Genomic DNA, 13,617 nt, shown 5'->3' on the forward strand with positions numbered 1-13,617 from the left:
ATATATTTGTTATACTAATCAAATTCCTGTTAACGCGGATTCTATCAACTGTTTTACACATTGAATAGTGTGTATCGATCATTATCGCGTTAGCTTTGTAAAGCCAGGGTTTTTTATATTCATTTAAATGATCATTCGATCTTTCTTAATTCACCCCGATGATTGTTTGGTGTTTTTATTAAATAATTTAATCAGGGTGGACGTTATAAATTTCCTTTTATTAAACCCTTTAATTTAATGGTTATGGTAAGTGAGCGTCTTAAAAAATCAGCGACTTCAGTAAAGAGTTATATTTATTCGTTTATTTTAAATTATTCTTGTTTCTGAAAGTTCTTTATATTATGAACTATTGAAATGTAATGGTTGAGTGTTGAGCCGTTGAGGTCAGGGGATGTGTAACAAACGTCCAACTGGGATCGCGACAAACCGTAACAAACCAATCCTAGATGACGGTAGATTCCTCTGATATTGTTGATAAATTAGGAAATCCGTATTCATTGTTACAATTTCGACTAGAATATATACCATTAAACGCTGTCTGTTTTGGCTCATATTTCTAACAATAGAAGCTTCAGGCATTCACGCCTTTGGGAGAGTTACATGCAAGAAAATCACAAGATTCTGGTTGTCGATGACGACATGCGTCTGCGCGCACTTTTAGAACGTTATCTGACAGAGCAGGGCTTCCAGGTGCGCAGCGTCGCGAATGCCGAGCAGATGGATCGCCTGCTGACCCGTGAATCCTTCCATCTGATGGTGCTGGATTTGATGTTGCCGGGTGAAGACGGTTTATCTATCTGCCGCCGCCTGCGCAGCCAGAGCAACCCGATGCCGATCATTATGGTGACGGCGAAAGGTGAAGAAGTTGACCGTATCGTCGGCCTGGAAATTGGCGCCGACGACTACATCCCTAAGCCATTCAACCCACGGGAACTGCTGGCGCGTATCCGTGCCGTGTTGCGCCGCCAGGCCAACGAGTTGCCGGGCGCCCCTTCTCAGGAAGAAGCGGTGATTTCGTTCGGTAAGTTCAAACTGAACCTTGGTACCCGCGAGATGTTCCGCGAAGACGAGCCTATGCCGCTGACCAGTGGCGAGTTCGCCGTCCTGAAAGCGCTGGTGAGCCATCCGCGTGAACCGCTGTCCCGTGACAAGCTGATGAATCTGGCTCGTGGCCGTGAATACAGTGCAATGGAGCGTTCTATCGACGTGCAGATTTCCCGTCTGCGCCGCATGGTAGAAGAAGATCCGGCGCATCCGCGTTATATCCAGACCGTCTGGGGTCTGGGCTACGTCTTCGTCCCGGACGGCAGTAAGGCATGAGACGAATACGCTTTTCACCGCGTAGCTCGTTTGCCCGAACACTGTTATTAATCGTCACCTTGCTGTTCGTCAGCCTGGTGACGACCTATCTGGTGGTGCTGAACTTCGCCATCTTACCGAGCCTGCAGCAGTTCAATAAGGTGCTGGCATACGAAGTCCGTATGCTGATGACCGACCGTTTGCAGCTGGAAGATGGCACATTGCTGGCAGTTCCACCGGCGTTTCGTCGCGAGATTTATCGCGAACTGGGCATCTCTCTCTATACCAACTCTGCGGCTGAGGAGAGTGGTCTGCGCTGGGCGCAGCACTACGAATTTCTGAGTCAGCAGATGGCCCAGCAGCTCGGCGGGCCGACTGACGTGCGTGTGGAAGTAAACAAAAACACGCCGGTGGTATGGCTGAAAACCTGGCTATCGCCTGACATCTGGGTACGCGTTCCTCTTACTGAAATCCATCAGGGTGATTTTTCTCCGCTGTTCCGCTATACGCTCGCGATTATGTTGCTGGCGATCGGCGGCGCATGGCTATTTATTCGTATTCAGAACCGACCCCTTGTGGAACTTGAGCACGCTGCGTTGCAGGTGGGTAAAGGGATTATCCCTCCGCCGCTGCGTGAATACGGCGCGTCTGAAGTCCGTTCGGTAACGCGAGCCTTCAACCAGATGGCTGCCGGTGTAAAACTGCTGGCCGATGACCGCACTTTACTGATGGCAGGTGTCAGCCATGATTTACGCACCCCGCTGACGCGCATCCGTTTAGCCACAGAAATGATGAGCGACGGCGATGGATATCTTGCAGAGTCGATCAATAAAGACATTGAAGAGTGCAATGCCATCATTGAGCAGTTTATCGATTATCTGCGCACCGGTCAGGAGATGCCTACCGAAATCACCGATCTTAACGGTATTTTGGGTGAAGTGATTGCGACGGAAAGTGGCTATGAGCGTGAGATTGACTCCGGTCTGGCGGACGGTGAATTGCTGGTGAATGCGCACCCGTTGTCCATAAAGCGTGCTGTGGTGAACATGGTAGTGAATGCTGCCCGCTACGGTGACGGCTGGATCAAAGTCAGCAGTGGCCGCGAGCTTCAGCGCGCATGGTTCCAGGTCGAAGACGATGGCCCGGGCATTGCTCCGGATCAGCTCAAGCATCTGTTCCAGCCATTTGTGCGTGGTGAAAGCGCCCGAACCACCAGCGGCACCGGGCTTGGACTGGCTATCGTCCAGCGTATTATTGATGCGCACTCGGGGACGTTAGATATCGGAAAAAGTGACCGGGGTGGGTTGAGGATAAGAGCTTATTTACCGTTACCGGTAGAGATGCTTAAAGCGGTGGCGGTACAACAGAAACCGGTTGGTTAAGGATGATATCCTTTTACATTGGTGTCACCGATCATTAGGCCAGAACATTAACACAGCCATCGCCAGCTATACCCTCTCCCGTCCTCCCCCTTCGCAGGGGGAGGAGCAAAGCAAACCTGCTCATCCTTCTTTAAAATAGTGGAATGGCGGGATTTTGCGGCAATAGCTGGCGTTGCTGAAACATAGCCGGAGTGCGGCACCTGAGTACGTGAGCCGCGTTTTAAGTCTTTCGACTCATAACATAATATTCCGCCGCTTCCTCCCGCCATCTCGGCGCCTCCACCACATCCCACGGATTCACCACGACCACACCCGTGTGCGAAAACACCGCGACATCATCTGTTACCAGCGACGCCTGATGGCTCAGGCATATCGCAGCAAGCTGCATATCGCGCTCTTTCATCGTCACGCCTGCCTGCTTTGATAAGGTCATCACGCGCGGATAGTGCAGGGCGCTGGCGGCGTCGAAGGGCAGCAGCCGTCCGGCGAAATCGTGATTGAGCATCTCCAGTAAGGCTTCATTAAGCGGAAACCTGGGCTGTTCATCGGGCAGGCCGTCGACCCAGGAGAAAAGTTCGGCGACGCCAAGGCTGGTAAGATACAGCTGGCTGGCATCCTGCGCGTCGAGCCACTGCAGAACGGTTTTATGCGGCTTGGGATTGATCATCGCAAGGATGATGGAGGTATTGAGGATGATCATTTTGGCGGAAGTTCCAGAGGATTGAGGCTCAGCATGGAGAAACGCTGGCGGAGCTGGCTGCCAAGGCCGAAATTGGGCGGGGTGCTGGTTAACGCCTGTTTCAGAATCAAACGCGCCTCTTCTTCCATCGAATGCCCTTTTTTGGCGGCGGCGATGCGCAGCAGATCTTTAATCTCGTCATCCAGATTGCGAACCGTGATAGTGGCCATAATCAGCTCCTGTGAAATCAATGCAAGCAGTGCTGTCATAGTGCGACGTGCAGAAATTTTTGCAATAAAAAAGGCGCGGGATCCGCGCCTGATAAGTGTGGGTAAGATTAACGCTGAGGGCCTGCGCTAACCAACGCCGCGCCGGCGGGCGTGTCCGTATATTTATCGAAGTTATCAATAAACAGCTGTGCCAGATGCTGCGCTTTTTCCTGCCACTGTTCGCGGCTGGCGTAGGTATTGCGCGGGTCAAGGATCTGCGGATCCACGCCGGGTAACGCGGTCGGTACAGCGAGATTAAACAGCGGCAGAGTGAAAGTCTCTGCGTCATCGATGGTGTCGTTGAGGATAGCATCAATGATAGCGCGGGTATTTTTGAGCGAAATGCGTTTGCCGGTGCCGTTCCAGCCGGTATTTACCAGATATGCCTGCGCGCCGACGGCTTCCATGCGCCTGACCAGCACTTCGGAGTATTGTGTTGGGTGCAGCATCAGGAACGCTGCGCCGAAACAGGCGGAGAAGGTCGGGGTCGGCTCGTTGACACCGCGCTCGGTGCCGGCCAGTTTGGCGGTAAAACCTGACAGGAAATGATACTGCGTCTGGGCAGCCGTCAGGCGGGAAACCGGTGGCAGAACGCCAAAGGCGTCGGCAGTCAGGAAGATCACTTTGCTGGCGTGACCCGCTTTCGAGACGGGCTTTACGATATTCTGAATGTGATAAATCGGATACGACACGCGGGTGTTTTCGGTTTTGCTGTTGTCATCGAAATCGATTTTGCCGTCTGCGCTGACCACGACGTTTTCCAGTAATGCATCCCGCTTAATCGCGCCAAAGATTTCTGGCTCGGCTTCTTGGCTGAGCTTGATGGTTTTAGCGTAGCAGCCGCCTTCGAAGTTGAAGACGCCGTCATCGTCCCAGCCATGCTCATCATCACCGATCAGCTGACGCTTTGGATCGGTTGAGAGCGTGGTTTTACCGGTGCCGGAAAGGCCAAAGAAGACCGCCACATCGCCTTTTTCACCGACGTTGGCTGAGCAGTGCATGGAGGCAATGCCCTGCAGCGGCAACAGGTAGTTCATCACGGCGAACATGCCTTTCTTCATTTCGCCGCCGTACCAAGAGCCGCCGATCAGCTGGATGCGCTCGGTCAGATTGAAGGCGATGAAGTTTTCTGAGTTTAGCCCCTGCTTCTGCCAGTCCGGATTGGTGCATTTCGCGCCGTTCATCACGATAAAGTCCGGCTCGAAATTCTCCAGTTCCTCGTTGGTCGGGCGGATAAACATGTTTTTCACGAAGTGCGCCTGCCAGGCCACTTCAGTAATAAAACGGACTTTCAGGCGGGAGTCTGCGTTTGCACCGCAAAATGCATCAATGATAAACAGCCGTTTGCCCGAAAGCTGTTTACCCACCAGCGCCTTCAGCGATGACCAGATTTCCTGTGACAGCGGTTTGTTATCATTTTTGCCTTTGCCCTGATCGGCCCACCAGACGGTGTCACGGGTGACGTCGTCGCGAACAATGTACTTATCTTTCGGCGAACGGCCGGTGAAAATGCCGGTGTCGACGTTCACTGCGCCCAGTTCTGTCACCTGCCCGCGCTCAAAACCTTCCAGACCCGGTGCGGTTTCCTCTTTGAAAAGGGTATCGTAATCAGGGTTATAGACGATTTGACTGCTTTGATGAATCCCGTAACGGGCGAGTGTTTCGGCGGTGATCCCGAGAGTGGTTGGCATTTCCCTGCTCCTTTCCTGCACATAGAACCCCAAAGGACGTAGGCCTTTAGGGATAAATTAGTTGTAATTGTAGGTATTTATCGCGCACGAACAGCGATAGCTATCAAAGATTAACGGGAGATGTGAATTTTTTTCTGGAAATGTGATGGAATACCAACAAATTGTGCAAGGACGTTATAAACAAGCAACAAAAAAGGGACTTTCAGCAGAAAGTCCCTTCGATTTAGTGAGTTAACGATCAGTGAACGTTATCATTTCCGGAGACAACGTTGCCGCTGGCTTTCAGTGTCGCCATATCCATCGCGTCAAATGCATAATCTGAACCGCAATAATCACAGTGCATCTCGATTTTGCCATCTTCTTCCAGCATTTCGAGAATTTCGTCATCAGGCAACGTCAGCAGTGCACCGGCGCAGCGTTCACGCGAACAGGTACAGCGGAAACACACGTCCTGCGGTTCGTACAGAGTGACTTCTTCCTGATGATACAGGCGATAAAGCACTTCATTGGCGGGCAGATTCAACAGCTCTTCGGCTTTGATGGTTGCGGTCAGTTGCGCCAGATGGCTGAATTCTTCCGGATCGGTCTCTTCAGCAGGCAGAACCTGTAACAGCATACCGCCGGTCGCTGGCTTGCCTTCCACTTCACCACTGCGGATGAAAATACGGGTTGGCAGCTGCTCGGACTGCATGAAATAGTTTTCCAGACACTCAGCCAGGTTCTCTCCTTCCAGACCGACAACGCCCTGATAACGTTCGCCAGCGGTCGGGGAAATGGTGATCACCATGTAGCCGTTGCCAATCATCTCTTTCAGCGAACTGCCTTCTTTGATTTCGCCTTGCAGACGCGCGAGGCCGCGCAGTTCCTGAAGGTTGTTACCGTTAATCACCGCCAGCTTCAGCGGGCCATCACCCTGCAATTGTACGGTGATGTCACCGTCGAATTTGAGCGTGGCGGTCAGCAGGCTGGTCGCGACCAGCATTTCGCCCAGCAGGTTACGGACATCTGCCGGATAGTCATGCCCGGCAACGATCTGCTGGAAAGTTTCGTGGAGTGAAACCAGTTCGCCGCGCACAGCGTGATGGTTGAACAGGTAACGGTGTAACTGGTCGTGATTAGACATAACGTTCTCTCTGTTTGGCGACGTTTATTCTGCGTCGCCATATTTAAATTTGATCAGGTTGCGGCGTTCCTTTTTATCCGGACGTCGGTCCGGATGGGGCATCGCATTCATTTTCCGTGCCTGAGAGATTTTCTCCCGGCTGGCAATGCTGGCCTCGGTTTCCTGATAAAGCGTTTGTGCTTCTTCCGCACTGCGGCGCTGAGTTGTCAGCCCTAGTACAATAATCGTTTTTGCCTCGGTTCCCTGACGCAGGGTAATTTCGGCATTCAGTTCCATCAGCTTGCTCGGTTTCCCGCGCTGGCCGTTGTAATGCACTTTACCGCCGTCAATCATCTCGCGCGCCAGCGCACGGGTCTTATAAAAACGAGCCGCCCATAGCCATTTATCGAGACGCACTGCGTTGTCGTCTTCTTCCTTTTTACCTTTCATCTTTCCCCCTGAAACGTGCCGGAACTACTGAGCCGGGCCTGTTATCGGGTGAATCGAAGGCAACAGGTCGCGGTAGTCATTGATCGAAGGATGTCCCTGAAATGACTTGTTCGCACCGCTTGAATCCGGATTCTCTATACCCAGACAATAGCGGATACCAAAGGTTTTTGCCGCATTCAGAATCGGCTCCCCGTCATCGACAAACAGCGTTCTCTCGGGCTGAAAGCCCGTTTGCTGCTGCACGGCAGCCCACAAACGTTGATCTTCCTTTGGATAACCAAATGTGTGGGTGGAAAGTAATAAATCAAGGTGCTTATCCAAACCCGTGTGCGCAATCTTCACTGACAGGCTGTGAGGATGCGCATTAGTCAGCAAGATTGTTTCGCGGCCACTTGCCCGCAGATGCTGTAAAAATGGCACCGTATCATCACGAAGTTTAGCATTTTTGCCGATGTTGGTGGTCATCTGGTAGATGTCCAGATCCAGCCGCTCGCTCCAGTAGTCAAAGCAATACCAGTTCATGGTGTGCTCGACGGCCAGGTATTCGTCATGAATTATCTGGCGGGCATTTTCCAGCGGGATAGCGCGTTGCAGGCTCAGCGCCTGAGGCACGTCCTGCAACCAGAACTGGCTATCGAAGGCCAGATCAAGCAGCGTACCGTCCATATCCAGCAAAACGGTATCGATATTGTTCCAGTCGAGATCAAGGGGCATGAAAACTCCATATCCTGCGAGTCTGTGCATGGCAGGAGAGAATAAACCTAAGCAGGGAAGGGCGTCAGAATAGCATAATCTCTCAGGGGGGCGCAGAGCCACCCTGAGTTTCAGCTCAGGGTATGCGTCGGTACGGGCATCATTGTGGGGTGAAAGCAGGCGTTATAATGCTGCTCAATGTCGTCGATACGGCGCTTATCTTTGATAAAACGGCGGATAAAGAGAACGGTATTGACCAGCAGAACCCCAAGCAGCAAAAACAGCAGCAGGCTGGTGCCCAGATAGCGCCAGAGTGTCGAAATATCTGGTTCACTGTGCAGCGATATATGGCGTGTGCCGTTGGCATCGATGCTGATACTGGTGATCACGCCCTGAGCGCTGAACGGCGTATGCAGCAGTTGGGTCGACAGGTGCTGCAACTGTTTCCACTGATCCTGCGGCGGATTACCGTACAATCCGACCGGCGGTACTGGCTGTTCCACCAGCTGACGGCCTTCATCATTACTGATAAGGAAGCCACCCGGAGGAGGGCTATTCAGGCTTTCTGCGGCGCGGCGGGTTTCCTGTATGAAGAAGGAAGACGTCGCGTTATTTACCAGCTCACTCAGCGATTGCGCGCTGACCGGTCGCAGCAGGACGTTGATCCCTTGTAACGAGCCCGCTTTCGCGCGTTTCACCAGCGAACTCCAGTTATTGGAATTCCCCAGATTCACCAGCGCATTTTTCAGGCGTACACATTCGTTGGTTTTGCTGCCGCACAGCGTGTCGGTTTTCAGCACGATATCGGCGAAATCATCGAGTAAAATCATGCCGGATTTCTCTATCGCGGTCGCCAGCTGCGGGTTGATGTTTTGCTCGAGATTTTCACCCGGATGCATCTGATTGTTCACGGTAGTTTGCAGCGCGGTGGCGGCATCAATAATTTCAGACTGCGGAACCGGCAGCGGTGCGGCGTTGTTCCAGTAAATCCCTGAACAGTCGAACGGCAGAAAACCCGAGGCGCTGCGGTTGGCCGCCGGTGGCACGTAGCACATGCCAGTACCCTGGACTTTTAACGTATCGCCGACGCGCAGTGCTGTTTTTTCCAGATCCTGCACACTGTTGACCTGTGCACTTTGCGCCCCCTGCAGCCACGCTATGCTAAGTTTCAGCGGCAAACCGAGAGGTACATACACCAACAGCATAAGCAGCAACAGGAAGGCGCTGGTCGCCAGCACCAGATTCTTTCCCCAAAGCTGGAGCGGGAATTTTTTGACTTCATCATGCAACGACAGATAGCTGCCCTGACGGACGACGTGGCTGTTCATATACAGCTCAATATCCGTAGGCTGGCCGAGGTCGCGGCCGATAAACGGTTGCCAGTGAGGTGGATAAATCAGGTCGACGGTGCCGAGCGAAATATTGCTGATATCCCCCTGCTTAGATTCGCCAAACAGTCCCCAGCGTTTAGGTAAGCCCCGCAGACAATGGATTTCTTTGCGGTTTTTACCTAAACGTTCGGAAATCACCCGCCAGCTGACCCATCCTGCGAGCACTGCTGCAAGAGTGAGTAACCACGGCAAAAATACTACCGGGCTGAGCAACGTAATAAACAGCAAAAGCAAAATACCGGAAACTGCCAGCGCCTCTTTTACACCGCTCGAGCGGGTAAGTGCGTGCTCTTCGCGTGTTTCACGGCGCACCTTTACCATCTCGATATGTTCGCTTTCTTCATGACGAATCGAGGCATTTTGCGGCTGGGAGGGAAGAACAGTTGAAACCGGTGCCGGACCTTCGTAAACGTGGTCCGCCAGCGTATGACCATTGAGGGAGATCACCAGAGGCATCGATTGCGTTTTAATCAGCTCAACCTGATTTTCCTGCGCTATGAATTGCTCCCAAAAGGGTGGCAGGTGAATTTCAGTCGCATCGAGAAAATAGCGTCCGCTGTTGGTGTCTTCGCTAGCCACGCCGTAGCGAGTGATGGCGCGCTTAAGGCTGTAAACGTGTTCACTTTTGGTGGTCAGGATGAGTTTATCGCGCAGGATAATCAGATTATTGCGGTGAGTGATCGGCGTTTGTCCCAGCCCTTCACTTTGTCGCAGATACCGTTCTACGGCGTCGCGCTCTTGTTGCGACAGTTTTCGCTGGCTGGGGGTAGGGAAATGTACAACGGACTCGTCGCGTTGGCGGCGTCGCAAGGCAAACCAAAAGAAACTTCCAGTGGCAATGATTGCGATACACAACAACACCAGTGTCACGACTACTGTGCTCATCCGATCCCCGTTCTGACGTGGGCGACTTACGTCAACTCTGTGAAAGTATTATACATAAATTGAAAAGACATAAACCTCATGCATGTTTTGCACGAACCTCATGCATGTTTTGCACGCTACCCTATTTTCTACAGGGTTTTCATTATTTGACTGATATTTATGCACTCGTGTTTTAATTATAAAAACACCACGTTAGAGAGTATCCGTAATTGTACTTTAATGGGTATCGGTATAATCCTATTTTGAATCGGTCTGGTTTTTGTTACAGCAAAAGTGTGACGTGAACATGGCAACGCGTTCTTTTTGCTCGATATCAGAGACAAAAATCCGGCGATTTGCACTGAACAGGCTGTTCTCAGGGTAACTTATACGCAGTAAAGATTGCGGTTCAGGCTCGCCTTAACGCACAATGTTTTCTGATAGCAATGTTCAATAATCCATATGAACCCATTACGACACCCGCAGTCAGGTGAATAAAAGTTGGGGATGAAATGACACAACACCTGCAAAAACCAAAAATTCTGAAGGTGGAAACCGTAGCGCGCTCGCGTTTATTCACCATCGAATCTGTAGATTTGGCGTTCAGTAATGGCGCGGAACGCGTCTACGAACGCATGCGTCCATCCGATCGCGAAGCGGTGATGATCGTGCCAGTCATTGGTGACGATCTGCTGCTGATCCACGAATATGCCGTTGGGATCGAAAGCTATGAACTGGGTTTTCCGAAGGGGCTGATCGACGCGGGCGAGAGTGTACTGGAGGCCGCTAACCGTGAGTTGATGGAAGAAGTTGGCTACGGCGCCGGGCATTTTGACGTGCTGGCAAAGCTGACGATGGCGCCCTCATATTTCTCCAGCCGCATGAACATTGTGATTGCGAAAGGGCTGTACCCGAAGAGTCTGGAAGGCGATGAGCCCGAGCCTTTACCACAAACCCGCTGGCCTATTGCGCGGATGATGGAATTGCTGCAACAGCCTGACTTCTGCGAAGCCCGTAACGTCAGCGCATTATTCCTGGCTCATGATTTCCTGACACGCAACACCCGCTGAACCCTGCGTTATCCTGGAAAAAATTGCCAATAAAAAAGCCGGTCATGCATTACGCAGACCGGCTTTTTTTATCGGGTTGAGTCAGGCGCTAAACGCCTGGCTCAAACTCTCATCAGAACAACTCATGTTCCTGACCGTTGTCCATGATAGTCGTTCCGACTTCATGCACCGCATGTTCCGTCGGCTGAGTCCCGTCAATGAAGTATTCCGGACGACTGCCACCGCCGCCGTCGGACAACTTCCCGGTGCTCTTATCGATAATCACGGTTACGATGCCCGGAGGCGGGGTCTGTTTCTCTTCAGGCACGCCTTCCAGCACGGCTTTCATGTAGTCATCCCACGCCGGTTGTGCGCTCTTCGCGCCGCCTTCTGCCCCGGAGATTTGATCTGGGATCACGCCGGAAGCGGTCGAACGACCGAGGTCACGGCGGTGATCGTCAAAACCAATCCAGACCGAGGTGACGACGTTCGGGCCATACCCGGAGAACCAGGCGTCTTTCGAACTGTTGGTTGTCCCGGTTTTGCCACCGATGTCGTGGCGCTTCAGATCACGACCCGCGCGCCAGCCTGTTCCCATCCAGCCAGGTTCGCCGAAGATGTTGGAGTTAAGCGCGTCACTGATCAGGAACGACAGCGGCGTGCTGATAACGTGAGGCGCGTACTGTTGCTCTGCATCCACCTGTGGAGAATTGGCCGGAACCTGTTCCAGCTGCGGCGTTGGAACGGCGTTATTGTTGTTGTTCACCGAGGTGGCAACGTTTTCCACGTTGTCATCAGACAACACTGCCGATTTTTGCGTATCGCCATAAATCACCGGAATATTACAGGTGCGGCAGGCGATTTTCGGTTTGGCTTCAAACAGAACCTCGCCGGATTCCGCCACAATTTTGGTGATGAAATACGGGTCAACCAGATAACCGCCGTTAGTCAGCGTCGCGTAACCGCGCACCACCTGTAACGGAGTGAACGATGCGGAACCCAGCGCCAGTGACTCGGAATGGACAATGTTGGCAGCCGGGAAGCCGAAGCGCTGCAGATACTCTGCCGCGTAATCCACGCCCATCGCACGCATCGCACGCACCATCACCACGTTCTTCGACTCACCCAGCCCCTGACGCAGGCGGATTGGGCCCGCATAGGTCGGTGGTGAGTTCTTCGGACGCCAGTCCTGGCCTGCACCCGGATCCCATCGGGTAATCGGCATGTCATTGAGGATAGTGGCCAGGGTCAGCCCTTTATCCATCGCGGCGGTGTACAGGAACGGTTTGATGTTCGAACCGAGTTGACGCACAGCCTGATTTGCACGGTTAAATTTGCTCTGATTGAAATCAAAACCACCGACCAGCGCTTCAATCGCGCCGTCGTTTTGATTCAGGGAGACGATGGCGGAGTTCACGTCAGGAACCTGTGCCAGCCACCAGACATCGCCCACTTTACGCACCCACACCTGTTGACCTGGCTGAACCACGTCAGAGACTTTCTTCGGTGTCGGGCCTTGTGCGTTGTCATTACGGTAAGGACGCGCCCAACGCATACCGCTGAACGGCAGGCTGATTACGGCGCGGTTAGACATCGTCGCCGTGGCCTGCGCGTCGTCAATCGAGGTAATGACCGCCGGGAACAGTGGCCCGTAGACCGGCAGCGTTTTCAGCGACTGGACGATTTTATTCTCATCCCACGCCGGTTCGCCCACTTTCCACATCTGATTCGACGGGCCGCGGTAACCGTGGCGCATATCGTAATTCAGCACGTTGGTACGCAGGGCTTCCTGCGCGGCCAGCTGGGTTTTCTTGGTGATAGTGGTGTGAACCATATAGCCGTCGTTATAGGCGTTATCACCATAACGTTTCACCATTTCCTGACGCACCATTTCTGTCAGGTACGGCGCGGAAAACTCAATGCGCGGGGCGTGATAATTCGCGACAACCGGCTCAGCACGCGCCTGATCGTACTGCTCCTGCGTGATGTATTTCTCATCCAGCATACGGGCCAGCACGGTATTGCGACGGGCAACAGAGCGGTCATGGGAATAAAGCGGGTTGAAAGTTGACGGTGCCTTAGGCAGACCCGCAATCACCGCCATTTCGCTGAGCGTCAGCTGACTCACGTCTTTTCCGAAGTAAACCTGCGCTGCGGCACCCACGCCATAGGCGCGATAACCGAGATAGATTTTATTCAGATAAAGCTCAAGGATTTCATCTTTGGTCATCATCTGCTCAATGCGGATGGCCAAAAATGCTTCCTTGATTTTACGGGTCAGCGTGCGCTCAGGACTTAAGAAGAAGTTACGCGCCAGCTGCTGAGTGATGGTGCTCGCACCCTGTGAGGCGTGGCCTGACATCAGCGCAACGGATGCCGCACGGAAGATACCGATCGGATCCACACCGTGATGCTCATAAAAACGGCTGTCTTCTGTCGCGATAAACGCATGCACCATTTCCGGAGGGATCTGGTCGAGTTTCAGCGGGATACGGCGCTTCTCACCGTACTGGGCGATAAGATCGCCTTCGGCACTGAAGACCTGCATGGGTGTTTGCAAGCGCACGTCTTTGAGCGTGGCAACATCGGGTAGCTGTGGCTCGATATATTTATACAAACCGAAGATCGAGGCCGCTCCCAGCAAAATGCAACACACTGCAAGAATCAATAAATACTTTACGAACTTCACCTGAGATTTCCCATTTAGTGTCAATTGGGCAGTTTATAAACAACCGCGCGGTAGTATAA

The 13,617-nt window shown here is 52.7% G+C and carries 11 protein-coding genes; 3 read left to right on the forward strand and 8 right to left on the reverse strand.

Annotated features, from left to right (window positions below; all coding sequences use genetic code 11):
• The first annotated feature begins 600 nt into the window (after positions 1-600).
• A complete protein-coding gene (ompR, locus tag AC0Z7K_RS09825) occupies positions 601-1,320 on the forward strand; it encodes an osmolarity response regulator transcription factor OmpR (protein WP_009635740.1) in 720 nt (239 codons plus the stop codon).
• A complete protein-coding gene (gene envZ / locus AC0Z7K_RS09830) occupies positions 1,317-2,681 on the forward strand; it encodes a two-component system sensor histidine kinase EnvZ (protein ID WP_485614176.1) in 1,365 nt (454 codons plus the stop codon). Before ompR ends, envZ begins: the two co-directional genes overlap by 4 nt.
• 220 nt (positions 2,682-2,901) lie before the next feature.
• On the opposite strand, the gene AC0Z7K_RS09835 is transcribed toward envZ, so the two are convergent.
• From AC0Z7K_RS09835 to AC0Z7K_RS09865, 7 genes are all read right to left on the reverse strand, one after another.
• Entirely contained in the window at positions 2,902-3,381 is a 480-nt protein-coding gene (locus tag AC0Z7K_RS09835) for a PIN domain-containing protein (protein WP_485614178.1), read from the reverse strand.
• A complete protein-coding gene (locus AC0Z7K_RS09840; RefSeq protein ID WP_485614179.1) occupies positions 3,378-3,590 on the reverse strand; it encodes a FitA-like ribbon-helix-helix domain-containing protein in 213 nt (70 codons plus the stop codon). Before AC0Z7K_RS09840 ends, AC0Z7K_RS09835 begins: the two co-directional genes overlap by 4 nt.
• A gap of 107 nt (positions 3,591-3,697) precedes the next feature.
• The gene (pckA, locus tag AC0Z7K_RS09845; protein WP_485614180.1) at positions 3,698-5,320 is read right to left on the reverse strand and encodes a phosphoenolpyruvate carboxykinase (ATP); all 1,623 of its coding nucleotides are present in this window, start codon (positions 5,318-5,320) and stop codon (positions 3,698-3,700) included.
• A gap of 238 nt (positions 5,321-5,558) precedes the next feature.
• Positions 5,559-6,443: an Hsp33 family molecular chaperone HslO gene (gene hslO, locus AC0Z7K_RS09850; RefSeq protein WP_413530153.1), complete on the reverse strand. Its 885-nt coding sequence runs from the start codon at positions 6,441-6,443 to the stop codon at positions 5,559-5,561.
• A 24-nt stretch (positions 6,444-6,467) separates the two neighbouring features.
• Entirely contained in the window at positions 6,468-6,872 is a 405-nt protein-coding gene (gene hslR / locus AC0Z7K_RS09855; RefSeq protein ID WP_413530154.1) for a ribosome-associated heat shock protein Hsp15, read from the reverse strand.
• A 24-nt stretch (positions 6,873-6,896) separates the two neighbouring features.
• A complete protein-coding gene (gene yrfG, locus AC0Z7K_RS09860) occupies positions 6,897-7,586 on the reverse strand; it encodes a GMP/IMP nucleotidase (RefSeq protein ID WP_485614182.1) in 690 nt (229 codons plus the stop codon).
• A gap of 110 nt (positions 7,587-7,696) precedes the next feature.
• Complete coding sequence (locus tag AC0Z7K_RS09865) at positions 7,697-9,841, reverse strand: intracellular growth attenuator family protein (RefSeq protein WP_485614183.1); 2,145 nt, start codon at positions 9,839-9,841, stop codon at positions 7,697-7,699.
• Positions 9,842-10,332: 491 nt separating this feature from the next.
• Between AC0Z7K_RS09865 and nudE the strand changes: the two genes are divergently transcribed.
• A complete protein-coding gene (gene nudE / locus AC0Z7K_RS09870) occupies positions 10,333-10,890 on the forward strand; it encodes an ADP compounds hydrolase NudE (protein ID WP_413530157.1) in 558 nt (185 codons plus the stop codon).
• Positions 10,891-11,002: 112 nt separating this feature from the next.
• Here the strand turns inward: nudE and mrcA are convergent, their stop codons facing one another.
• Complete coding sequence (gene mrcA, locus AC0Z7K_RS09875; protein ID WP_485614184.1) at positions 11,003-13,558, reverse strand: peptidoglycan glycosyltransferase/peptidoglycan DD-transpeptidase MrcA; 2,556 nt, start codon at positions 13,556-13,558, stop codon at positions 11,003-11,005.
• Positions 13,559-13,617 lie beyond the last annotated feature (59 nt).

It is taken from the genome of Rahnella sp. 1L-D-7-B-C2 (genome assembly GCF_057290995.1).

Excerpts from the sequence above, each read along its gene's own strand:
- ompR (WP_009635740.1), top strand. The coding sequence starts at position 601 with ATGCAAGAAAATCACAAGATTCTGGTTGTCGATGACGACATGCGTCTG.
- envZ (WP_485614176.1), top strand. The coding sequence starts at position 1,317 with ATGAGACGAATACGCTTTTCACCGCGTAGCTCGTTTGCCCGAACACTG.
- AC0Z7K_RS09835 (WP_485614178.1), bottom strand. The coding sequence starts at position 3,381 with ATGATCATCCTCAATACCTCCATCATCCTTGCGATGATCAATCCCAAG.
- AC0Z7K_RS09840 (WP_485614179.1), bottom strand. The coding sequence starts at position 3,590 with ATGGCCACTATCACGGTTCGCAATCTGGATGACGAGATTAAAGATCTG.
- pckA (WP_485614180.1), bottom strand. The coding sequence starts at position 5,320 with ATGCCAACCACTCTCGGGATCACCGCCGAAACACTCGCCCGTTACGGG.
- hslO (WP_413530153.1), bottom strand. The coding sequence starts at position 6,443 with ATGTCTAATCACGACCAGTTACACCGTTACCTGTTCAACCATCACGCT.
- hslR (WP_413530154.1), bottom strand. The coding sequence starts at position 6,872 with ATGAAAGGTAAAAAGGAAGAAGACGACAACGCAGTGCGTCTCGATAAA.
- yrfG (WP_485614182.1), bottom strand. The coding sequence starts at position 7,586 with ATGCCCCTTGATCTCGACTGGAACAATATCGATACCGTTTTGCTGGAT.
- AC0Z7K_RS09865 (WP_485614183.1), bottom strand. The coding sequence starts at position 9,841 with ATGAGCACAGTAGTCGTGACACTGGTGTTGTTGTGTATCGCAATCATT.
- nudE (WP_413530157.1), top strand. The coding sequence starts at position 10,333 with ATGACACAACACCTGCAAAAACCAAAAATTCTGAAGGTGGAAACCGTA.